Origin of the sequence: Pseudomonas sp. NY5710 (assembly GCF_013305665.1) — a bacterium.
Classification (GTDB): Bacteria; Pseudomonadota; Gammaproteobacteria; order Pseudomonadales; family Pseudomonadaceae; genus Aquipseudomonas; species Aquipseudomonas juntendi.
In genome coordinates, this window is record NZ_CP045554.1 from 4,846,150 (window position 1) to 4,868,045 (window position 21,896).

18 protein-coding genes and 2 pseudogenes are annotated in these 21,896 nt (G+C 56.2%); 6 read left to right on the forward strand and 14 right to left on the reverse strand.

Going from position 1 to position 21,896, the window contains the following annotated elements:
- The first annotated feature begins 128 nt into the window (after positions 1-128).
- On the forward strand, positions 129-446 hold the full coding sequence (locus tag GEV39_RS22390) for a helix-turn-helix domain-containing protein (protein ID WP_082916832.1): 318 nt from the start codon (positions 129-131) through the stop codon (positions 444-446).
- Positions 447-1,034: 588 nt separating this feature from the next.
- Here GEV39_RS22390 and GEV39_RS22395 read toward each other — a convergent pair.
- The 4 genes from GEV39_RS22395 to GEV39_RS22410 all read right to left on the reverse strand — a co-directional run bounded on the left by GEV39_RS22395 (position 1,035) and on the right by GEV39_RS22410 (position 6,258).
- Positions 1,035-1,406, reverse strand: a complete 372-nt coding sequence (locus GEV39_RS22395) for a hypothetical protein (protein WP_173891258.1) — start codon at positions 1,404-1,406, stop codon at positions 1,035-1,037.
- Entirely contained in the window at positions 1,403-1,888 is a 486-nt protein-coding gene (locus GEV39_RS22400; RefSeq protein ID WP_173891259.1) for a DUF4365 domain-containing protein, read from the reverse strand. The genes GEV39_RS22395 and GEV39_RS22400 overlap by 4 nt, the downstream gene beginning before the upstream one ends.
- Positions 1,889-2,235: 347 nt before the next feature.
- Positions 2,236-4,500 (reverse strand): nSTAND3 domain-containing NTPase, encoded by a 2,265-nt coding sequence (locus GEV39_RS22405; RefSeq protein WP_173891260.1) that lies wholly within the window; start codon positions 4,498-4,500, stop codon positions 2,236-2,238.
- A gap of 126 nt (positions 4,501-4,626) precedes the next feature.
- Positions 4,627-6,258 carry an NAD+ synthase gene (locus tag GEV39_RS22410; RefSeq protein WP_173891261.1) on the reverse strand — a complete coding sequence of 544 codons (1,632 nt, stop codon included), beginning with the start codon at positions 6,256-6,258 and terminating at the stop codon, positions 4,627-4,629.
- A gap of 383 nt (positions 6,259-6,641) precedes the next feature.
- On the opposite strand from GEV39_RS22410, the pseudogene nadE reads away from it, so the two are divergent.
- Positions 6,642-6,952, forward strand: a pseudogene (nadE, locus tag GEV39_RS22415) (NAD(+) synthase); the annotation flags it as partial.
- A 108-nt stretch (positions 6,953-7,060) separates the two neighbouring features.
- Here nadE and azu read toward each other — a convergent pair.
- Positions 7,061-7,510 (reverse strand): azurin, encoded by a 450-nt coding sequence (azu, locus tag GEV39_RS22420; RefSeq protein WP_029885725.1) that lies wholly within the window; start codon positions 7,508-7,510, stop codon positions 7,061-7,063.
- A 349-nt stretch (positions 7,511-7,859) separates the two neighbouring features.
- Between azu and GEV39_RS22425 the strand changes: the two genes are divergently transcribed.
- On the forward strand, positions 7,860-8,447 hold the full coding sequence (locus GEV39_RS22425; protein WP_173891262.1) for a cytokinin riboside 5'-monophosphate phosphoribohydrolase: 588 nt from the start codon (positions 7,860-7,862) through the stop codon (positions 8,445-8,447).
- Between the two features lie 135 nt (positions 8,448-8,582).
- On the opposite strand, the gene GEV39_RS22430 is transcribed toward GEV39_RS22425, so the two are convergent.
- Positions 8,583-10,883 (reverse strand): YgiQ family radical SAM protein, encoded by a 2,301-nt coding sequence (locus tag GEV39_RS22430; RefSeq protein ID WP_173891263.1) that lies wholly within the window; start codon positions 10,881-10,883, stop codon positions 8,583-8,585.
- A gap of 126 nt (positions 10,884-11,009) precedes the next feature.
- Positions 11,010-11,177: pseudogene (locus GEV39_RS26640) on the reverse strand (DUF3077 domain-containing protein); the annotation flags it as partial.
- Between the two features lie 782 nt (positions 11,178-11,959).
- Here GEV39_RS26640 and GEV39_RS22435 point away from each other — a divergent pair.
- The 3 genes from GEV39_RS22435 to GEV39_RS26280 are packed head-to-tail and all read left to right on the forward strand — an operon-like array spanning position 11,960 to position 14,477.
- Positions 11,960-12,820, forward strand: coding sequence for a YcaO-like family protein (locus GEV39_RS22435; RefSeq protein WP_173891264.1), 861 nt, complete (start codon positions 11,960-11,962; stop codon positions 12,818-12,820).
- A 1-nt stretch (position 12,821) separates the two neighbouring features.
- The gene (locus tag GEV39_RS26275; RefSeq protein ID WP_249414301.1) at positions 12,822-13,580 is read left to right on the forward strand and encodes an ABC transporter transmembrane domain-containing protein; all 759 of its coding nucleotides are present in this window, start codon (positions 12,822-12,824) and stop codon (positions 13,578-13,580) included.
- A 24-nt stretch (positions 13,581-13,604) separates the two neighbouring features.
- A complete protein-coding gene (locus GEV39_RS26280; RefSeq protein ID WP_249414302.1) occupies positions 13,605-14,477 on the forward strand; it encodes an ATP-binding cassette domain-containing protein in 873 nt (290 codons plus the stop codon).
- A 114-nt stretch (positions 14,478-14,591) separates the two neighbouring features.
- Here the strand turns inward: GEV39_RS26280 and dnaB are convergent, their stop codons facing one another.
- The 7 genes from dnaB to rnr all read right to left on the reverse strand — a co-directional run bounded on the left by dnaB (position 14,592) and on the right by rnr (position 21,782).
- Complete coding sequence (gene dnaB / locus GEV39_RS22445; protein ID WP_009681285.1) at positions 14,592-15,989, reverse strand: replicative DNA helicase; 1,398 nt, start codon at positions 15,987-15,989, stop codon at positions 14,592-14,594.
- A 113-nt stretch (positions 15,990-16,102) separates the two neighbouring features.
- On the reverse strand, positions 16,103-16,549 hold the full coding sequence (gene rplI / locus GEV39_RS22450) for a 50S ribosomal protein L9 (RefSeq protein WP_003249568.1): 447 nt from the start codon (positions 16,547-16,549) through the stop codon (positions 16,103-16,105).
- 20 nt (positions 16,550-16,569) lie between these two features.
- Entirely contained in the window at positions 16,570-17,433 is an 864-nt protein-coding gene (locus GEV39_RS22455) for a YybS family protein (RefSeq protein ID WP_173891265.1), read from the reverse strand.
- A gap of 33 nt (positions 17,434-17,466) precedes the next feature.
- On the reverse strand, positions 17,467-17,697 hold the full coding sequence (rpsR, locus tag GEV39_RS22460; RefSeq protein ID WP_003249563.1) for a 30S ribosomal protein S18: 231 nt from the start codon (positions 17,695-17,697) through the stop codon (positions 17,467-17,469).
- Between the two features lie 28 nt (positions 17,698-17,725).
- Complete coding sequence (rpsF, locus tag GEV39_RS22465; RefSeq protein WP_003249557.1) at positions 17,726-18,151, reverse strand: 30S ribosomal protein S6; 426 nt, start codon at positions 18,149-18,151, stop codon at positions 17,726-17,728.
- A 308-nt stretch (positions 18,152-18,459) separates the two neighbouring features.
- Positions 18,460-19,206 (reverse strand): 23S rRNA (guanosine(2251)-2'-O)-methyltransferase RlmB, encoded by a 747-nt coding sequence (gene rlmB / locus GEV39_RS22470; RefSeq protein ID WP_029887883.1) that lies wholly within the window; start codon positions 19,204-19,206, stop codon positions 18,460-18,462.
- The gene (gene rnr / locus GEV39_RS22475) at positions 19,203-21,782 is read right to left on the reverse strand and encodes a ribonuclease R (RefSeq protein ID WP_173891266.1); all 2,580 of its coding nucleotides are present in this window, start codon (positions 21,780-21,782) and stop codon (positions 19,203-19,205) included. The genes rlmB and rnr overlap by 4 nt, the downstream gene beginning before the upstream one ends.
- Positions 21,783-21,896: the final 114 nt, after the last annotated feature.

Consider the following 21,896-nt stretch of genomic DNA (forward strand, 5'->3'; position numbering starts at 1 on the left):
ACCTCATCAGGGCGGCTGCGAGCGGGCACGATGCAGGCAGATCGGCGCCACTGTCGCACCGGAAGTATTGTTCCGGTAACAATGATCGGAAGCATACTTCCTGTTCGGGGAGGCGCGCAAGGTGTTGAATGCTCCGTTTTGAGCACGCGAAAATGGAGAACAACCTGGCTTTCGGCCTAGCGTTCAAGCGCCTGCGGTTGCTGAAGGGAATGACCCAGGAGGACTTCTCCTCGGTCGTCAGCGAGCGTTACATCCGCATGCTCGAACGAGGCCAGTATTCGCCGTCTCTTTCCACAATCGTGGGGCTGGCGGACGTCCTAGGCATAGGTGCCGTATCGCTCGTCGCTTTGGTTGAGGCGGAATCAGCAGGAGAAGAAGCTACTGTGGTTGCGAGGGAGGCCCTAGTCGAGCTGATGGAGCTTGTTCAGACCCTCGGCCCCCTGTGAAACCACCTTCGCGGGTGGTGGCAGGGCAACAAAGCCTTGCTCGGATTGTTGCAAAAATTCTTGCTCATCCCATCGAGTCAAGCTCAGTCCTTACGCTACAAGGAGCAGAACGGAAAGGTCTCGGCTGAAGATTAGAAATCAGCACATGGCTTTTGACTGCGGTGGCCATCTGACGCTCCCGGAGGAGTCAGCAGCCCAATCGCAGGAATTGGTCGTCAGCCTACATAGGTGCTACCGAGACGACTTCAGCGTATCGATATTTCTTTCTTGCTACCTTCAAAGCGTTTTGCTGAGCCAGAAGGGAACTCAACGTGTCTGCTTGGTATATAAACTCAAACCTCTGCCCTTCAAAATCATTACCGACGTGTAAGACCACCGTAAGCCCTGGCGTATAAGACTTTGACATCTTACTCTTGGCCTTGGCTGGGGCTTGATGATTCTGCGTAGCGCTGGCTGTCTTCTCGGCAGATCCAAAAAGCGCTTGGCGCATCTCCTCTTCCGTTAAATTTTGATGCATGGTGCCTCTCACTGAATTTGATTAATCGCGTAGCTGCCTGCAATTGCCCAAGGCTAGAGAATTTACGGTTATTATAGACTTGGGCCAAAGTCTGGCATGTCCAGCAGTCTTGTTGTAGCCGGGAATAGAACTCGCTTTTGAAGCCTAGGATCAAGCATCACCTCAGCAGCATTGTCCTTTATCCTTACAAAATAAACAGGTCGCTTTACGACTTCTGACAATCGCCTCGTCTCACTTGCCAACTTTATACTAAATCTAGGCGTATTCGGCACCACTTCGATCAATACGTAGAAGGTGTCATATTTATCTCCAACAAGCTTTTCAGCCTTTATATCGAAATAATGCTCACCAGCGCGTACATCTCTATAAACCTCGAAGTCTTTATAGGCAAGCGCAAGCGAAACAGCAAGTTTGGCGCGTTCCACGCGCACAGGGCTAGTCATTTATCGACCCCAAATTTAGATACAAAGTTATCAAGTTTGCTCGCATGGTGTGCTCGAACCTCGTCACGTAGCGATTCCAGCGTCACATCACAATTGAGATCGTGCAGTCTTGGCACGAGAGAAACACCAGCATGTCTATTTTTATCAATTGCAATAAATAATATTTCTCTATTACGGCCCGGCGCATCATCAACAGCCACAAGGTAAACAGGAACCTTCCGACTATGTGCAGCACTTACTTCAGCAGCTTTGAATCTAGCAGGGATACTTCCTGTTGATTTTGCTGCCTTTGTTGATTTGACTTGGATCATAAAAAACTCTCCAGTCTCTTGTTCATCCCCGTCAAGCAAGTTTACCATAAAATCAAGTAAATTCGCTTTCTCACCCAAGTGCCTCACAAAAAACAAAGGTTTCCCATTAACGTCCCGCATCATGCTGAAGCCCACACTGAACTCACCACGAGCACCTGTTACGTCACTCACAAAACCCCCAAAGAAAGCATAGTTTCAATATTTAGATGAGACCAGAGAGACTTCCTCTGCCCAGCGTGAATACGATAGAAGTCTCCGCACCCATGCGTTCCTCCTGAAGGATAATCTCATGTGAAGCTGCTGCCAAACCACAAATCTTAGCACCAAAGGCTTTGGTGGCCAGGGGACGCTCTCAGTGACAGCGATACAGCTTTCGATCCCTGAGAGCCAAGTGTGAGATAGGTAGCCAAGTGGTCGTCAAAAAGCAGCATCGGGGACGACGGCAGAGTGAGCCAGAGGATGGTTTGACAAAAACGACCACTAATCAGCTACTACCACGTAAATGAAGTCGCAAATAATCAATCGCGTGAAAACAAGTCATCAATTGGGTCAATGGCTATAAAAGAAGACACCGGCGAACTAATTCGCTGTTCCCGATAGGAATAGTAGTCAGGCTCATGTTCTTCCTCATAAAAATATTTGTCGTAATATTTATCAACATTCACAGAGCCAACAACGCTATCGGCAACGCTTGATGGATCAATCGCCCCCAGCTCAAGCGCCCGCTCATCCATTATCCCCATCATCTTTCTTCTGGCTTCATGCCGCGTACTACAATCAGAAAAAATCTCAGACTCCGGAAACTCGTCTTCAACTGTTGCAATCAAATGCTCTGTAACAACCTCGTCATACCTTTCGTAGAGCGATTCATTCCCAGATATATCAAAGCATCTAACGATTTGCGATAACGTCAATAATTCTTGATGATGAGGATCATTATCAAAAGCACCATCCAAGAATAATTCGACCAAATCCTTAGTAACAAGCCCCCTACGCATCCCCCACAAAAGGAGTCGCGCTGACGATTCAAATGATCGCCCACACTTCTCACCAGCAACGAAATCAATCGCTTTTAGAAGATTATCATCTGAAGTACAAAAAGGTCTTATAAGCTCAGACCTGACAATGCACAAGTGAGCAATAAACTCCGAATCACATCCCAGGAAATTCATTTCCGAGACACATGCAAAGACATGGCGAACTACGTCCACAGCCATTTCATTTTTGATTATTTTGTTATCCGACATGTCTTTCAAGGTCCTCAGAGAGGAAACTGTCTTAAGACTACCGAAGCATTGCCGCAAAGCAGGCCCATTGCTTGCGTATCTGTTGATCACAAAATCCCCCAAAGAAGGATTGAACAATCGAATAAAGGTATGACTTTCACCAGCTACAAATCTAGTGAGCATTGAGCCAGAAAGATGGCGAAGATTTAATATGAAATCCTTCTTACCTGTGAGACTAGCTGCACTTGGGTCAGATAAGAAACGCGAGAATGCTTCTGAAAGCTCAGACTCAGTTATTAGGCGGCCATTCATTGCAACCAGTAGAACCAGAGTACGACCGCAGTCGTCAAGCTGCGCTTGGAACGGATGATCCCAGACCTGGGAAGGGTTGTTCAGCAATGCAGTTGCATGTGACCAGTATAAGCTTGACGGGACACTTTCCAATCGCTGAGCGTCGGTAATGAACCTAATCAATCTAGGGTTAAAATTTGGATGATCAATAATGGTTCGATAACGTTTATGCGAGTATAGTTCCTCAACATAATCGCCACCCAAATCAGAATGCCAAATATGATTATAGAGAATTCGAGCCTTATCCATTTTCGATATGGACGCTAGCGTTACCTCAAATTCATTGCGACTTACATTTGAGTTATGAAATACGTCATTTAGAATCTTTCCTTGGTTAAGGATAGTAGTTCGAGACGTCAACACAAATCGCTTTTTTGAGTCTTTGACTATACGACTAATGAATTTGACAATTTTCGCCCCCTCATGCCCCGAGAGCGCTTCCAAGTAGTTACGACCTAAAAAATCGTCAAAATAAAAAATCTGCTTTGAATCAGGGTTAAAAGCCCCTTCAGCCTCTTTAATATCGTCAGAAATAACTGAAAGCTCAAAGCCCTGCGCAACATACTGCAAAATCAGCTGCCCCGCCAAAGTCGTCTTACCAATACCAGCAGGGCCAGTAATTATCACGACCTTGGTAGACTCTAGCTTCTCAAGCGCTTCACTATGATTGAGAGTAGGAACATATAGTTTAGAAGCGTCCATGATCTCTTCGATCTCAAACTGACTTCTATCATGCATGGGTTTATTGAAGAAATAGCTCAAGACATTGGAGCTAGCAATCCAAAGCTTATAGTGTCGTTTTTCAACATCTGGATGCTTTGCCAGGACATCATTCAAATCCTCTCGCCCAAGTATATCTTCTGGAGACAGAACAAAAGGCGAAAGCTTCTGCATCAAGATCTTCTTATCATTTAGCGAGAGCGAGTGAGAGACCGCTAAAATATAACGACTTGGTGCCAACCGTGTAACTTTCCGACTTTCAGACTCATCAATATGCCTAACAAGCTTTTCTAAAGGCGTCGAAACCCAATGCTTACATTGAAGAACCCACTCATCACCCTCAGACTTAAAGTAGCGCCCATCAACTCCACCGTCACGTCCCGGCTTGAATCTTTCAAACTTCACGCCTTCCCTTGCACTGAGCAGATCAGTACAAAAAACCTCGAACTCTTTGTCGTTCAGCCTTGAAAAATCATACTCGTTCACAGATCGCCTCACTCAATTGTGAGCTACATGCCAGTAATTATAAACCCGGCTAGTGAGAAGTTAGGCAGGTAGATAGGCTTACCAATATCCAGCTTAGAGCCTATCTACCGTCTTAAGAACAGAGTATCAGTCCCCAATACGCCAACCGGAGGTAATGGGATATCTGCGATCTCGCCCAAACCCACGCTCAGTGATTCTCGGCCCTACTGCTGCTTGCCGACGCTTATATTCGTTCAGATCTACCAGACGTATCACCTTACGCACTATCTCAGCGTCAAAGCCATGCTCGATGATAGCGTCAGCGGACAGGTCCTGCTCAATGTACAGACGCAAGATCTCATCCAGTACTGGATAAGGCGGCAGCGAGTCTTCGTCTTTCTGATCAGGGGCAAGTTCTGCTGATGGCGGACGGTCGATTACTCGTTGCGGGATCACATACCCCAAAGTATTGCGGTACTCGCAAAGCTTAAATACAAGCGTCTTGGGCACATCCTTCAGAACATCGAATCCGCCCGCCATGTCTCCATAGAGTGTCGCGTAGCCGACGGCCATCTCACTCTTATTACCAGTAGTAAGTACGAGATAGCGCTTTTTATTAGAGATGGCCATGAGCATCGTGCCGCGACACCGTGCCTGAAGGTTCTCCTCCGTCGTGTCTTTAGCCAGCCCTTCGAACTCGGGTGCAAGCGTCTCAAGGAAAGCCTCTACCATCGGAGCAATTGGCAAAACGCTATATTTGACGCCAAGGATCTCTGCCTCTTCCTTGGCATCGTCTTGGCTCATCTGAGCGGTGTAGCGGTAAGGCATCATGACTGCCTCGACGTTCTGGGCTCCCAACGCATCAGCCGCAACCGCTAGGCAGAGTGCCGAGTCGATCCCACCAGAGAGCCCAAGAACTACACCCTTAAAACCATTGCGCTGAACGTAGTCACGTACCCCCGCAACCAATGCCTGGTACACACTGGCTTCCAGACTCAGTAGATCAGTCACAACACCAGGAACTGGCTCCAAGGCGCTCTCTGAGCATTGGAAGTCAGCTACGAACAATCCCTCTTCGAACGCTGGAGCGCGCTGGGTGACCTTGCCACTACCGTCAACAACAAAGCTGTTGCCGTCAAATACCAGTTCGTCCTGACCACCGACCTGATTCACATAAATCATCGGGATTGCACATTCGCGGGCTCGCTGAGCAAGAAGCTCTTCACGCTCGGCTTGCTTACCCCGGTGGAATGGGGACGCATTAAGCGTCAGCATGATCTGCGCTCCAGCATCACAGGCCTGCTTGAGGGGCTCCGAGAACCAAATATCTTCGCAGATAGTGATCCCTACCTGGATGCCAAACAGGTTGACGACGCATGGGCCGCTGCCTGACTCGAAATAGCGCTTCTCATCAAACACACGGTAATTGGGCAGCCGCTGTTTGTAATAGCGCGCGATCTCTTCTCCATCTGAAATGACCGCGCAGCTATTGTATCGAGAACCGGCTTCAACCCATGGGAAGCCAATGATGATGACGATGCCACGCGCCGCTTCTCGAACGCGCTCAAGCGCTTTCTCAATGCGGCTCTGCATGCTAGAGCGAAGGAGTAGATCCTCAGGCGGGTAACCGCAAAGGGTCAGCTCTGGGAAGACGATGACCTGAGCGCCGTCCTTATCCCGAGCCTTATGAGCCGCCTCGATGATTTTCTCGACGTTACCGTGAACATCTCCGACGCGGATGTTCAACTGGGCCATTACCACTCTCAAACGCTGCTCCATGGGTCCTCCAGAAAGGCCTTACGTGGGATCTACGAGATTCTGCGCCTTGGGCCAAAGCTTCTCAGCGGAGGTTGAGCTAGATCCATGAATGAAATACATATTGGTGGCTCAACTGATGTTCCACCGAACGGCTCCTGAGGAGAGCTTCTCCAGTCACCCAACGCTCACAGGGGAACCACGCCCTACCTGTCGCAGCACCTCGTGATAACCGATTCATTATGCCCCATCAGGCAATCTCACCGTGCCTGTATTTCAAGCAAGGCCGACGCGATTGGACTGTTTGAAATTTTTTCTTTGTTGTGCAGGCTATGGATTATGCACACCTCACCCATACCAGCAGGACCCTTTACCATCGATGTATTGGGCACTATTTTGGGGGGAGTAAGGTGATGGGGTTCTTTACCAAGTTTGGTGATGGTGCCTGCGATCTGGCGCCGCTGAGCGGCTTGGTGAAAAACCAGGTGCGGGCCATTGCACGCAGCTTTGGCGCCCGGAGTCACTGGTGGAGAAGGTGCCGACTGCAGACCTGGAAGACCTGGCACCGGGCAAACCGGACGAAGCCTCGCATGGGGTGACCTACCAGCAGATCGACGCGTTCCTGCATGGGCAGCCGGTCGACCAGGCAGCGTTTGACATCATCGTGGCCACCTACCGCAAGACCCAGCACAAGCGCGAATTGCCGTTCGCCCCTTGATCAGGCTGTAGCACTACCTGTAGGAGCGGGTTTACCCGCGAATGCGATGGTGGATCTGGCACCGCATTCGCGGGTAAACCCGCTCCTACAGGGCTAGGCGTCAGCTAATTACTTGACGACAACCTTGCCTTTCATCATCGAGATGTGGCCCGGGAAGGTGCAGAAGAAGCTGTAGTCACCACCGGCTTCAAGCTTGGAAGGGTCGAACTTCACTTCGGTTTCTTTTTCCGGCGCGCCTATCATTTTGGTATGGGCAATGATCGCGGCGTTGTCAGCCTTGATGTAGTCCTTTTCCAGGCCCTGGCTCATGCCTTCGGTCGCAATGCCCTGCATGTCGGCAGTCTTGCTGATCACCAGGTTATGGCCCATGACGTTCTTCGGCAGGTTGCCGGAGTGGGTCAGTTTGACCGTGAATTCCTTGCAGCTTTTGTCGACGGTGATTTCCTTGGTGTTGAAGGACATCTGGTCGGTGGAGTCGACAGTTACCGAGCACTCGGCGGCGAAGACAGAGGCGCTGGCGAGGGTCAGCAGGGATACCGCTACAGCTTTCGCAAACATCATGAATCTCCTTGGCAGGGTTTTATCAATTGCGAGACTGCCTGAAACCGTTCAGCACCCTGCTGATATGGGTCAAGGGGGTGTCAAGTGGCCAGTCAGTTGAATTGTTCAATGGATTGTATACAACCAATCTAAGAGCACATCATGCCCTTTTATTGGACGATGGGACAACCTCTCATTTAGGAGCAATACCAAATGCCCATCTCCCAGTTTCTGAACAGCCTGCTCGCCGCGTACGCCCACGGCGCTACTGGCGCCATCTGCGAATTTTCCCGCCCGGAATGAACACGGCCTTGGAGGCGACGGTCAGCCACCGTACCCTGTCACCCTGAGTGACTGGAGGTGAGTAATGCCCGTACGTTCCGTTTGTGTATTTTGTGGTGCCAGCATTGGCAGCAACCCCGCCTACCGTGAGGCGGCGGTCGCGCTGGGCGAGGCGATTGCCCGCCGAGGCTGGACGCTGGTGTATGGCGGTGGTGCAGTTGGCTTGATGGGTGTGGTAGCCGACGCCGCGATGGCAGCAGGTGGCGACGTGGTAGGGATCATTCCGCAGAGCCTGCTGGACGCCGAGGTCGGCCACAAAGGCCTGACGCGGCTGGAAGTGGTCGATGGCATGCATGCGCGCAAGGCTCGCATGGCCGAGCTGAGCGACGCGTTCATCGCCTTGCCGGGTGGCCTGGGTACGCTGGAAGAGCTGTTCGAGGTCTGGACCTGGGGGCAACTGGGCTACCACGCCAAGCCGCTGGGGCTGCTGGATGTGAACGGCTTCTATGACAAGCTTGGCGGGTTCCTCGACCATATCGTCGAGGAAGGATTCGTGCGCCCGCAGCACCGGGATATGTTGCTGCTGGGGCAGCAGCCGGATGAACTGCTGAGCGGGATGGACCGCTTTGTCGCGCCGGTGGCGCCGAAGTGGGTCGACAAGAAGCCTGACTAAACCAGATTCAGGGGCTGCTTTGCAGCCCAATCGCCGGCAAGCCAGCTCCCACAGGGACAATGCTCACTTTGGGATGTATGCAATCCCTGTGGGAGCTGGCTTGCCGGCGATTGGGCCGCAAGGCGGCCCCCGAAATCAGCGCGGAATGACAGGCTGACGCGGCTTCTTGTTGCCCTTGCCACCCTTGCCCGCTTCCTTGCGCTCCTTGGCCGCCTGCTGGTTACGCGCAAACGCCTCGGCCTTGGCTTTCTCGCGCTTGTCCCACGGCTTGCTGCCATCGCTGCCACGCGGTGGCAAGCCCGTGTGCTGGGTCAGGATTTTCTGGTCCTTGCCCACTTTGTGGCTGCCCGCCGGGGTCGAGTTCTTGCGGCGCGCGCTCTGGTAGCTGTCGGTCTGCGGCTGGTGCGCCGGAATCAACTGGTGCTTGCCAGGCCCGATCAGGTCGGCGCGGCCCATGCGCTGTAGCGCTTCACGCAGCATTGGCCAGCCTTTCGGGTCGTGGTAGCGCAAGAAGGCCTTGTGCAGACGGCGCTGCTCGTCACTCTTGACGATTTCCACACCTTCGCTCTTGTAGGTCACCTTGCGCAGCGGGTTCTTGCCCGAGTGGTACATGGCGGTGGCCGAGGCCATCGGCGACGGGTAGAACGCCTGTACCTGGTCGGCACGGAAGCCGTTGCCCTTGAGCCATAGCGCCAGGTTCATCATGTCTTCGTCGGTGGTACCCGGGTGCGCGGCGATGAAGTACGGGATCAGGTACTGCTCTTTACCCGCTTCTTTCGAGAACTTCTCGAACATGCGCTTGAAGCGGTCGTAGGTACCAATGCCGGGCTTCATCATCTTGTCCAGCGGGCCACGCTCGGTGTGCTCCGGGGCAATCTTCAGGTAGCCACCTACGTGGTGGGTGACCAGCTCCTTGACGTATTCCGGCGACTCCACGGCCAGGTCGTAGCGCAGGCCCGAGGCAATCAGGATCTTCTTCACCCCTGGCAGAGCGCGAGCCTTGCGGTACAGCTCGATCAGCGAACTGTGGTCGGTGTTGAGGTTCTCGCAGATGCCAGGGAACACGCACGAGGGCTTGCGGCAGTGCTTTTCGATATCGTGGCTTTTGCACGCGATGCGATACATGTTCGCAGTCGGCCCGCCAAGGTCGGACACCACGCCAGTGAAACCTGGCACCTTGTCACGCATCTCTTCGATTTCGTGCAGGATCGACTCGTGCGAGCGGTTCTGGATGATGCGGCCTTCGTGCTCGGTGATCGAGCAGAAGGTGCAGCCGCCGAAGCAGCCACGCATGATGTTGACCGAGAAACGGATCATTTCGTAGGCCGGGATACGCGCCTTGCCGTACGCAGGGTGCGGTACACGGGCGTAAGGCATGCCGAACACGTAGTCCATTTCCTCGGTGCTCATCGGAATGGGTGGCGGGTTGAACCACACGTCCACGTCACCGTGTTTCTGCACCAGTGCACGGGCGTTGCCCGGGTTGGTCTCCAGGTGCAGCACGCGGTTGGCGTGGGCATAGAGCACCGGGTCGTTACGCACCTTCTCGAACGATGGCAGGCGGATGACCGACTTTTCCCGCGTGACCGCCGGGCTGTCGAGAATCTGTACCACCTTGGCTTCGTTCGGGTCTTCCTGGTCGCCCTTGGCCTGCTCGATGGCGCAGGCCTGGGTGTCCTGGGTGTTCACGTAGGGGTTGATGATCTTGTCGACACGGCCTGGGCGGTCGATGCGGGTCGAGTCGATTTCGTACCAGCCCTGCGGCGTATCACGGCGCACGAAGGCGGTGCCGCGCACGTCGGTGATGCTTTCGATGCTTTCGCCATTGGACAGGCGCTGGGCCACCTCGACCACCGCGCGCTCGGCGTTGCCGAACAGCAGGATGTCGGCGCTGGCGTCGATCAGGATCGAATGGCGAACCTTGTCCTGCCAGTAGTCGTAGTGGGCAATGCGACGCAACGATGCCTCGATGCCGCCGAGTACGATCGGCACATGCTTGTAGGCTTCCTTGCAGCGCTGGCTGTACACCAGGCTGGCGCGGTCTGGTCGGCTACCGGCGAGGCCCCCCGGGGTGTAGGCGTCGTCGGAACGGATTTTCTTGTCCGCGGTGTAGCGGTTGATCATCGAGTCCATGTTGCCGGCGGCCACGCCGAAGAACAGGTTGGGCTCGCCGAGCTTCATGAAGTCGTCTTTGGACTGCCAGTTCGGCTGGGCAATGATGCCCACGCGGAAACCCTGGGCTTCCAGTAGCCGGCCGATGATGGCCATGCCGAACGAGGGGTGATCGACGTAGGCATCCCCGGTCACGATGATGATGTCGCAGGAATCCCAGCCGAGCAGATCCATCTCCTCCCTGCTCATTGGCAGGAAAGGTGCTGGCCCGAAGCATTCGGCCCAGTACTTGGGATAGTCGTAGAGTGGTTTGGCTGCTTGCATGTCAGTGACCGGTTCTGGTGTGCAGGAAAATCGCGGGCGCGAAATATAGCACAAATTTTGACCAAATCCGACTGTCTTCGTGGGGGATTGGTGGGTGGGGTGACGGCGGGCTGGCTTGGGGGTTGTTTCATCCATCAACCCGGTCATGGTCAATTGGCGCTCATACCCCATCAACGCCGAAGACTGGTCGCGAGCGTCCTGGCATGGGATTCCAGGCTCGATGCGGAACGACGGGTAGGTGCCATTTTCGCCTTGATAGAACGTGGTCTTGCCGACGGTGAACTGAGTGTTCATTCCCAAGATAATTCTCTACTGCCTGGACGGGCCTCTTCGCGGGCACGCCCGCTCCCACAACGTCACCACAAACCTCGCGACTTGCACCGTACCTGTGGGAGCGGGCATGCCCGCGAAAGGGCCCGCCCAGGCGACATCAAAACAAGCCTTACAAAGGCATCTGCCCTCGCAGCGGGTTGCCTTGAACAATCCGAATAGCGGTATTAATCGTCTGCGGGCTTACAGGCCCGATCACTGCTTTGGCCACGACAGACCTAGACCAGGCCGCCCGGAAAACCACCGCAATGGCACCAAGGCGGTAGGTTGGTATTGCAGAAACGGCCTACACGAAAGGGCACGCAATTGATTATTGGCCGGCTAACCGATCTACAACAATGGCGCTTCCCTCGACGTTCTCGGCTTTAGATCCGCGACGGCAGATGGTGAGCGCCCCCTTTTTCCCTGCTAAGTGATCTCAACCCCTCAATTTTTTACTGAATGTTTTGCTTCCTCAACCCTACGCAAACTCTAACCTGCTAATTATTAGATGATTTTCTAAATATTCCGAAATAATGTAGGACTTAAACCTCAAGCACCGGTAACCATTCTTACGAGAACTTTCCGCTATAAGCCCGGCGCTGATCTTGAACCCAGAAAAAAACAAGTGATACAACAGTGACGCGCTGAAAGGCGTTCTCAAATCAACTTCATAGGAGTACCAACCATGGGACGTCGTCGTTCTGAAATCCACATTCCTTGACAGCGATCAGATCCTGGAATCGATCGCCCCGTATGATGACTGGTTGCTCAAGTCCATACCACCTGGTTGCCGAATACCTTCCCTCAGCTTTCAGGCACTGAATACGTACGACGATATAACCATTCCCGCTATATTGGTTGCACCGTGCTCCAAAAACATTGATGAAATAGAGAAAACTGCAGGGGGCTTCCTCGCCAAATATGCCACCAATTCTGGCACAGCACTTGGTTGCACCGAGAATGAAGCTTTACTGCACGCGATAAATGAAGCTCTCGAACGCCACGCACTCTCCATGTACTATCTGTCACTTTGCGGCCTGACTTCCCCACCAAAACTCTACAAACCCTCGAGTTCTTTTCTGGAAGAAACATTTGGCCATGACAGCAAGTTGATCCGCCAGATACATAAACTGGAAATATACCTGACCCACGATTTCTATGATGTTCCATTTTGCATCGCTGTTTCTCGCTGCAAAAAAGAAGGTTCACTCAGTAGCGTAGGTTCCGGTAGCTCTATCAATCCCGGCATTGCACTGTACCGTGCCGTGACGGAGCAAATTCAGTGCGCGGAACTTTCTGGGCCAGAAGAAAAACAAGAAGACCAAGCCGTCGCAAAAATTCTGGCGCACTCAACCCGACTTTCGGCACTTCTACACCCATGCCCCAGGTACGCGGTACCCGCTTTTCACCCTCCCCGAACTGACCTCAGCGTGCGCGGACAAGTCAAGCGAACGCTGATCAATCTGGAAAAACAAAATACGGCCGCATTCTATCGCACTCTTTATGAGCACCCGAACTTCGCTACCGTTGTCCAGGTGTTCATACCCGGACTCGAACGATTCCACCTTATCAGGTCAGGTATCCCAGTCGCGCCGCAGAGCGCGCTCAAAGGCATAAGGCAATGACATGCATCTCTATAAAGGCATTCTCGCCGCCCTAGGTGCGACGCTACTCCTGAAAATCGCGACCGTCGTACCGGCCCTAGTCTTGGCCGACATCATTGACAACCTGGCCGCTTCAGCGGCGTCTTCCCAGCTTTTGCTCGGAGCCTTCATATGCCTGGTAGCATTACAAGCGTCAATGACCCCTTTGCAGGCTTGGTGCCTGGCGCGACTTTGCCAAGAACGCGTGAAGCAACTTTCCATCCGCTGGTGCCGCGAATTGCTGGACAAACGCTTCGAGGCCTATGGACAACTCCATGGCGGAACACTGGTGAAAGTGCTGGATAGGGGGATTACCGCACAGGAGCGGTGGCTAGGCTTTTTGATTGGCTCGGCATGGCCGGTGTTGACCGAGGCTGCAGTGCTGATAACCCTATTCGCTTACTTGGGGGCAACTTCGGTGTTGATCGGCCTCATCCCTTTGAGCCTTGTCTACCTATGGGCCAACGATCGCCTGGTGCGCTGGCGCCGACCACATATTGAGGCAGTGAACGCGCGCGAGGATGAGCTGGCGGAACAATGGGTAGATACTTTCGCCAGCGCGACAACGGTCAAACTGGAAAAGGCCGAGGATGCCGCAATGCTCCCGGTCAATCAGACGCTTTCGCACTATGCCGAATCAGCAGTGCAGGTAGCTTACAGTGGGGGTTGGATACAGAGCCTGCGCACCCTATTCATAGGCCTGGGCAGTGGCGGTTTACTCATGTGGGGTATCCATGATTAGGGTCTGGCAACACCGCAGCTGAGCTTGGGCGAGTTAGTTGCTCTCTTTACCTTGGTGAGCGGATTGCTGGCAGGGGTTGCGCAACTCGCTGAGGCTTGGCGATTGGTAGATCAGTTTCGGCTAGACAAGCGCAAGCTCGAGCACTGGCTCCAGCTCCCCTCATTTGGCCCGGCACGCACTATTGAGGCGACGTCCCACGGAAAGGGCGCCGGCCTGAGCATCGCCCCGTGCCAGTTGCGCGCTCGAGATGCTGTACAACTTCACATCGAAGAACCCTTGGTACTGCACAAAGGAGAACGGGTCGCGCTGATAGGGCCCAGCGGATGTGGCAAATCGACACTTTTGCATACGTTAGCGGGAACGATTTTCCCGTTACGTAAAGAGGTTTATCTGCAAGGCAGGTGCCTGGCGTCGCTCGACGCGAGAGAACAGTTCAGTCGCTTACGACTCTGTCCTCAGGATACGCATTTCATACCCGGCTCCCTGCCCCGCGCGGTGCTGTTCGAGCAAACTCATGATCGCGCTCAAATCGAGCGATGGCTTGAACGGTTGGGCCTGAGCAAAGACTGGTACGAACTTGATCTGGATGCACGCGCAGAATCGATTTCCGGCGGCGAAGCACGCAGGCTGACGCTGCTACGCCTTCTCAATCAGCCTGGGGAATTCAATTTCTTTGATGAACCTACAGCTGGGCTCGATGCCGGGTCGGCAGAGCGCACTTGGGATCTGTTGTTTGAGGCATTCAACGGAAGAGGGCTGGTTTGTGTGACGCATGATCAGAGCGTGCTGTCGCGGTTTGACCGGGTTATCACCATGAGCGAGGGTCGGATCATCGGCCAAATGCAAACGAACATCGCTCAGAATCCCCCGCTAGCCGGCGTTCCTTACAGCTTGTAGGAGCGGCCTTGCGTCGCGGTGGGCTGCGCAGCAGCCCCAGGATTCAGTGCAAATGCAAACAGTGTGGGGGCTGCTGCGCAGCCCATCGCGACGCAAGGCCGCTCCTACAGTGAGTTATTCATCATCATCGAAGTTGTACATGCCCGGCGCGAGGTTTTCGAAGCGGGTGTACTTGCCGATAAACGCCAAACGGACAAAGCCGATCGGACCGTTACGCTGCTTACCGATGATGATTTCCGCCACGCCCTTGTGCTCGGTCTCGGGGTGGTACACCTCGTCGCGGTACACGAACATGATCACGTCGGCGTCCTGCTCGATTGCACCGGACTCACGCAAGTCGGAGTTCACCGGGCGCTTGTTCGGGCGTTGTTCCAGCGAGCGGTTCAGCTGCGACAGGGCGATGACCGGGCAGTTGAATTCCTTTGCCAAAGCTTTGAGCGAGCGGGAAATCTCGGAAATTTCGTTGGTGCGGTTATCACCGGCCGAACCCGGAATCTGCATCAGTTGCAGGTAATCGACCATGATCATGGCGATTTCGCCGTGTTCACGGGCCAGGCGGCGGGTGCGCGCGCGCATTTCCGAGGGGCTGATGCCCGCGGTGTCGTCGATGAACAACTTGCGGTCGTTGAGCAGGTTCACCGCCGAGGTCAACCGCGGCCAGTCATCGTCGTCCAGCTGGCCGGAACGGACCTTGGTCTGGTCGATGCGGCCCAGCGAAGACAGCATACGCATGATCAGCGACTCACCTGGCATTTCCAGCGAGAACACCAGCACGGCCTTGTCGGTACGCAGTACGGCGTTTTCCACCAGGTTCATGGCAAAGGTGGTCTTGCCCATCGACGGGCGGCCAGCAACGATGATCAAGTCGGCCGCCTGCAGGCCGCTGGTCTTCTCGTCCAAGTCGGTAAAGCCGGTGGATACACCGGTAATGTCGCTGTCGGAGTTGAACAAGGTGTCGATACGGTCGATGGCCATGGTCAACAGCTCGTTGACCCCCACTGGGCCACCGGTTTTCGGCCGGGCCTCGGCAATCTGGAAAATCTGCCGCTCGGCATCGTCGAGGATTTCTTCGGCGTTGCGCCCTTGCGGGTTGAAGGCGTTGTCGGCGATGTCGGTACTGATGCTGATCAGCTGGCGCAACGTGGCGCGCTCGCGAATGATCGCGGCATAGGCCTTGATGTTCGCCACCGACGGCGTGTTCTTGGCCAGTTCGGCCAGGTACGCCAGGCCGCCGACTTGCGAAGACAGGCCTTCCTTGTCCAGTTGCTCGTGCAGGGTAACCACGTCGAATGGCTGGTTGGCGTCGGCCAACTTGTGCACGGCACGGAAGATCAGGCGGTGGTCATGCCGATAGAAATCGCCGTCCGATACCTGATCCAGCACCCGCTCCCAGGCGTTGTTGTCCAGCATCAGGCCACCGAGCACGGCCTGTTCGGCCTCGATGGAATGCGGCGGCACCTTGAGGGCTGCGGTTTGCAGGTCTAGCTGTTCGGAAGTGGTGATCTCGTTCATGGCCACGAAAGAATTCTGGAGGACGAAAAAGACAAAGGGCACGGCCTGTAGGAAACAGGACCGTGCCCGATGTTAACTGCCTGGCTCGCAGGGAGCCAGTCAGTCAGCGCAGCTTAGGCAGCTACGACAACCACACGTACAGTGGCTTCAACGTCGCTGTGCAGGTGCACAGCTACGTCGTATTCGCCAACCTGACGGATAGTGCCGTTCGGCAGACGAACTTCAGCTTTAGCCACTTCAACGCCAGAGGCGGTCAGGGCGTCAGCGATGTCGTGGGTGCCGATCGAACCGAACAGCTTGCCTTCGTCGCCAGCGGTGGCAGTGATGGTCACTTCCAGCTCGGCCAGTTGGGCAGCGCGGCTTTCAGCCGAAGCTTTCTTGTCAGCGGCTGCTTTTTCCAGCTCGGCACGACGCTCTTCGAACGCAGCCAGGTTGGCGGCGTTGGCAACGGTGGCCTTGCCGAATGGCAGCAGGAAGTTACGGCCGTAACCAGCCTTAACTTTTACTTTGTCGCCCAGGTTGCCCAGGTTAGCGACTTTTTCCAGCAGGATCAGTTCCATTTGGTAAAACCTCTTAACTTTTAACCTTCACCGTTCGCGGAGTCATTCCCCTTGGGGGACTTGCGACCGCGAAAATCAATCAGGCTGTCGACAATGGCCAAAACCACCAGCAACGGATAAATCAGCTGCATGATCAGCGGCAACGTCACGTACATGCCCACCAGCCAGAAACCGGCGAGTCGCCCCTGTGCCACCAGCCCGTGCATCAACGCGATGCCGGCCAGCACCAGTACCAGGCTGGAAGCCGATGCCAGAATGATGAACTGCGGACCGATAAACGGCGCCACCACCATCACTGCCACCAAGACCGACATGGTCTGTTTCGGCAACTTCAGTTCGCGAAACTCGCGACCGAAGCCTCCAGGGTTGTACAACGCTGCTTGCCAATAGCGCGCCAGCATCAACGCCAGCACACTGAACAATTGCACCGTCACTGCTGTGGAGGCGACCAGCACAGGGCGGATCAGCTCACCGGAAAGCACGGGCTCCCCTTCGATTTTCGGCATGGCTTCGGCAAACGCCTTGGCCAGCATATCGAAGGTCTGCGCCAGTGCCAGATCAAGCACGAGGCTGAAAGCCACGGCGAACACGGCACTGGCGAGCAACACCCGGCTCCAGGGATGCTCGGCACGCAACATGGCGGCCAAGGCCAGGGCACCCGCAATCACCAGAAAGGTGATGGGATCGCCCATGACCCACACAGCCAGCCCGGCGAGCAAGCCGCCGACGATGACCGATGTAGCATCCCTGAAGCCACGCCGCAGCAGCACAAGGCTGCCGGCAGCGGCACTCAACCAGAACAGCAGCGGCAGTACCGCGCTGATGACCACCACCAGGGTGGCCTGCATACGACCGCGCATGATGAAACTTGCTAACGCTCGCATGCTAATCCCTTACTGCTTGTCGACGGCCCGGTCTCAGCGGCCGTGGCTGTCGGTGTAGGGCAGCAGGGCCAGGAAGCGGGCGCGCTTGATAGCGGTAGCCAGCTGACGCTGATAACGAGCTTTGGTACCGGTGATACGGCTTGGAACGATCTTGCCGGTTTCGGATACGTAAGCTTTCAGGGTGTTGAGATCTTTGAAGTCGATCTCTTTCACGTCTTCAGCAGTGAAGCGGCAGAATTTACGACGACGGAAGAAACGTGCCATTTAATAGGCTCCTCTAAAGGTCCGTGGATTACTCGTCAGCGTTATCGCTGGAGTCGCTGTCATTGCTGTCGTCGCCTTCGGCGGAGTCAGCATGCTCAGGACGCTCGCGACGCTCACGGCGCTCGCTGCGGTTCTCTTCAGCCTTCAGCATCTCGGACTGGCCGGTAACGGCTTCGTCACGACGGATGACCAGGTTACGGATCACGGCATCGTTGTAGCGGAAGTTGTCTTCCAGCTCGGCCAGGGCCTTGCCGGTGCACTCAACGTTCAGCATCACGTAGTGAGCCTTGTGAACATTGTTGATTGCGTAGGCCAGTTGACGACGGCCCCAGTCTTCCAGGCGGTGGATTTTGCCACCATCTTCTTCGATCAGCTTGGTGTAACGCTCAACCATGCCGCCGACTTGTTCGCTCTGGTCCGGGTGAACCAGGAAGATGATTTCGTAATGACGCATGAATGCTCCTTACGGGTTAGTAGTCTGCCAGTGAATCTGGTCAGACAAGGAGTGAATGACACTGTATGTCTTGCACGGAGGGGAGGCACATGAGCGCCTGCCAGCTCGGCAAGGGGCGCAATTGTAGAGAAGGCGTTGCGCACAAGCAAGGCAATTGGCGAATATTTGAACAGCCTGAAACATATTCACATGGCGTCAAAGCCCCATTCGCGGGTAACCCCGCTCCCACAGGAAATCTGCAATGCCAGAGGCAGCAGCGAACCTGTGGGAGCGGGCATGCCCGCGAAAGGGCCGGTACAGGCTGAAGATCAGCGCTTGGCCTGGCGCTGACGCACGGCCTCAAACAGGCACACGCCCGTGGCGACCGACACGTTAAGGCTGCTGACGCTGCCGCTCATCGGCAATTTCACCAGGAAGTCGCAATGTTCGCGGGTGAGGCGGCGCATGCCCTTGCCTTCAGCGCCCATGATCATCACCAGCGGCCCGGTCAGGTCTTGCTGGTAGATCTCCTGCTCGGCCTCACCCGCGGTACCGACCACCCACAGGCCACGTTGCTGCAGTTTCTCCAGCGTGCGCGCCAGGTTGGTGACAGCCACCAGCGGAATGACCTCGGCAGCGCCGCAGGCCACCTTGCGCACCACCGGGGTCAGGGTAGCCGACTTGTCCTTGGGCACGATCACTGCCGTGGCGCCGGCCGCATCGGCAGTACGCAGGCAGGCGCCAAGGTTGTGCGGGTCGGTCACGCCGTCCAGCACCAGGATCAGCGGCGGGGTTTCCGTGCGCTCGAGCAACTCTTCGAGCATCAGTTCGCCCCACACCTGGCTAGGGCTGACCTCGGCGACAACGCCCTGGTGCACACCCTCGACCCAGGCATCCATTTCGCGGCGCTCGGCCTGGCCAACCGCCACGCGGTTTTCCGCGGCCAGTGCCAACAATGCCTGCAGGCGTGGCTCGCTGCGCCCTTCCGACAGCCAGATCTGCTTGACCCGCTTCGGATGGTGCTGCAGCAATGCCTGCACGGCGTGCACGCCGTAGATCTTTTCCAGCTGACTCATGACTTGCTCTTGCTCTTGCGTGGCGCACCGGACTTCGGTGGGCCTTTACGGTGCTTGGTCGGTTTGCCGGTGGCCTTGCCACCTTTGTCCGACTTACTGCTGGCGTGGCCGCCCGTGCGCGCCTCGCTCATCAGCGCCTTTTTCATCTCGCGGCTCTTGCGCACTTCGGCATTACGCTGCACGGCGTCTTTCGGGAAGTAGGCTTCGGCGGCCTCGCTTTTACGGCTGCGCGGCTTGGGCGTGGCCTTCGCCTCGCTCAGCGGCGGCTGCTCGGCCTGGTCAACTGCTGGCGCGGCGCCGCGCTGCTTGCGACCGATAGGTGCCGCCAGGGTCGACTGGGCCACTTCGAAGTCGATCTTGCGCTCGTCCAGGTCTACCCGCATGACCTTCACTTCGATGGTGTCGCCCAAGCGGAAACTGCGGCCGGTGCGCTCGCCGGACAGGCGGTGGTGCACCGGGTCGAAGTGGTAGTAGTCGCCCGGCAGCGCACTGACATGCACCAGGCCTTCCACGTAGATATCGGTCAACTCGACGAACAGGCCGAAGCCGGTCACGGCGGTGATCACACCCGGGAAGGTCTCGCCCACGCGGTCTTTCATGAACTCGCACTTGAGCCAGTTGGCCACGTCGCGGGTGGCTTCGTCGGCCCGGCGCTCGGTCATCGAGCACTGCTCACCCAGTTGCTCGAGGGTGTTCTTGTCGTACGGGTAAATGCGCGCCTTGGGAATGCTCATGGCACCGGCCCGCTTGACGTGCGGGGTGTCGACCTTGGAGCGGATGATGCTGCGAATGGCGCGGTGCACCAGCAGGTCCGGGTAACGGCGGATCGGCGAGGTGAAGTGGGTGTAAGCCTCGTAGTTGAGGCCGAAGTGGCCATTGTTCTCGGTGCTGTACACGGCCTGGCTCAGCGAGCGCAGCATCACCGTCTGGATCAGGTGGAAGTCCGGGCGCCCGGCGATGCTCGCCAGCAGGGCCTGGTAATCCTTCGGCGACGGGTCCTTGCCTTTGTGCAGGCTGAGGCCCAGTTCGCCAAGGAAGGCGCGCAGTTTTTCCAGACGCTCCGGCGGCGGGCCGTCGTGCACACGGTACAGGGCTGGCACGCCGTGCTTCTGCAGGAACTCGGCAGTGGCCACGTTGGCAGCCAGCATGCACTCTTCGATCAGCTTGTGGGCATCGTTGCGCACGGTCGGGCGGATTTCCGCGATCTTGCGCTCGTCACCGAAGATGATGCGGGTTTCCTGGGTCTCGAAGTCGATGGCGCCACGGGTGTGACGCGCCTCCACCAGCACCTTGTACAGGTTGTACAGGTTCTTCAGGTCTGGCACGACCGCCTTGTACTCTTCGCGCAGCGCCTTGCCTTCACGGGTGCGCGAGTGCTCGAGCATGCTGCTGACCTTGTTGTAGGTCAGGCGGGCGTGGGAGTGGATAACGCCTTCGTAGAACTGATAGTCGACCATCTGGCCGGCCTTGTTCATGGTCATTTCGCAGACCATGGCCAGGCGATCGACGTGCGGGTTCAGCGAGCACAGGCCGTTGGACAGCTCCTCGGGGAGCATCGGCACCACGCGCTCGGGAAAGTACACCGAGTTGCCGCGCTGCTGCGCTTCGACGTCCAGGGCCGAACCCAGGCGTACATAGCTGGACACGTCGGCAATGGCCACATACAAGCGCCAGCCACCGGAGAACAGGCGCAGCTTGCCCAACGGCTCGCAGTACACGGCGTCGTCGAAGTCGCGGGCATCTTCACCGTCGATGGTGACGAACGGCAGGTGACGCAGGTCGATGCGCTTCTCTTTGTCCTTGTCTTCGACTTCAGAGCGGAACTTGCGCGCTTCCTTGATCACGTCCTTGGGCCACACATGGGGGATATCGTAGCTGCGCAGGGCAACGTCGATTTCCATGCCGGGGGCCATGTAGTTGCCAATGACCTCCACCACGTCGCCTTGCGGCTGGAAGCGCGGGGTTGGCCAATGGGTGATCTTGATCTCGACGAACTGGCCGATCTTGGCACCACCGTTGCGCCCCGCAGTCACCAGCACTTCTTGCTGGATCTTGGGGTTGTCGGGAGTCACGTAGCCGATGCCGCCTTCTTCGAAGTAGCGGCCGACCACGCTTTCGTGGGCGCGGGAGATGACCTCGACCAGCACGCCTTCGCGACGGCCGCGGCGGTCCACGCCGGACACGCGCGCCAGGCCGCGGTCACCGTCGAACACCAGGCGCATCTGCGACGGGCTGAGGAACAGGTCTTCGCTGCCGTCATCTGGAATAAGGAACCCGAAGCCGTCGCGGTGGCCAGAGACCCGGCCGCAGATCAGGTCCAGCTTGTCTACCGGGGCATAAGTGCCGCGCCGGGTATAGATAAGCTGGCCATCGCGCTCCATGGCACGCAGACGGCGGCGCAAGGCTTCGATCTGGTCTTCTTCATACAGACCAAATTCTTTCGCCAGCTCCTCGCGTGCGGCGGGCTCGCCACGGTCGGCAAGGCGTTGCAGGATCAGCTCACGGCTGGGAATGGGGTTATCGTATTTTTCCGCTTCGCGAGCGGCCTCGGGATCGAGGGATTGCCAATCGGCCATCAGAAGGGGTTCACCTTGGGGTATATAGATAGGAATTCTGGCATAGGCGTATTGAAACCGGAAATGTCGGCCTTGGACAGCCCCCGCTGCAGTGCGTAAACAGCAGGAATAGGC

Excerpts from the sequence above, each read along its gene's own strand:
- rplI (WP_003249568.1), bottom strand. The coding sequence starts at position 16,549 with ATGGAACTGATCCTGCTGGAAAAAGTCGCTAACCTGGGCAACCTGGGC.
- dnaB (WP_009681285.1), bottom strand. The coding sequence starts at position 15,989 with ATGAACGAGATCACCACTTCCGAACAGCTAGACCTGCAAACCGCAGCC.
- GEV39_RS22410 (WP_173891261.1), bottom strand. The coding sequence starts at position 6,258 with ATGGAGCAGCGTTTGAGAGTGGTAATGGCCCAGTTGAACATCCGCGTC.
- GEV39_RS22430 (WP_173891263.1), bottom strand. The coding sequence starts at position 10,883 with ATGCAAGCAGCCAAACCACTCTACGACTATCCCAAGTACTGGGCCGAA.
- rpsR (WP_003249563.1), bottom strand. The coding sequence starts at position 17,697 with ATGGCACGTTTCTTCCGTCGTCGTAAATTCTGCCGCTTCACTGCTGAA.
- rpsF (WP_003249557.1), bottom strand. The coding sequence starts at position 18,151 with ATGCGTCATTACGAAATCATCTTCCTGGTTCACCCGGACCAGAGCGAA.
- GEV39_RS22390 (WP_082916832.1), top strand. The coding sequence starts at position 129 with ATGCTCCGTTTTGAGCACGCGAAAATGGAGAACAACCTGGCTTTCGGC.
- GEV39_RS22425 (WP_173891262.1), top strand. The coding sequence starts at position 7,860 with ATGCCCGTACGTTCCGTTTGTGTATTTTGTGGTGCCAGCATTGGCAGC.
- rnr (WP_173891266.1), bottom strand. The coding sequence starts at position 21,782 with ATGGCCGATTGGCAATCCCTCGATCCCGAGGCCGCTCGCGAAGCGGAA.
- rlmB (WP_029887883.1), bottom strand. The coding sequence starts at position 19,206 with ATGAGTCAGCTGGAAAAGATCTACGGCGTGCACGCCGTGCAGGCATTG.
- GEV39_RS26275 (WP_249414301.1), top strand. The coding sequence starts at position 12,822 with ATGCATCTCTATAAAGGCATTCTCGCCGCCCTAGGTGCGACGCTACTC.
- azu (WP_029885725.1), bottom strand. The coding sequence starts at position 7,510 with ATGTTTGCGAAAGCTGTAGCGGTATCCCTGCTGACCCTCGCCAGCGCC.
- GEV39_RS22395 (WP_173891258.1), bottom strand. The coding sequence starts at position 1,406 with ATGACTAGCCCTGTGCGCGTGGAACGCGCCAAACTTGCTGTTTCGCTT.
- GEV39_RS22455 (WP_173891265.1), bottom strand. The coding sequence starts at position 17,433 with ATGCGAGCGTTAGCAAGTTTCATCATGCGCGGTCGTATGCAGGCCACC.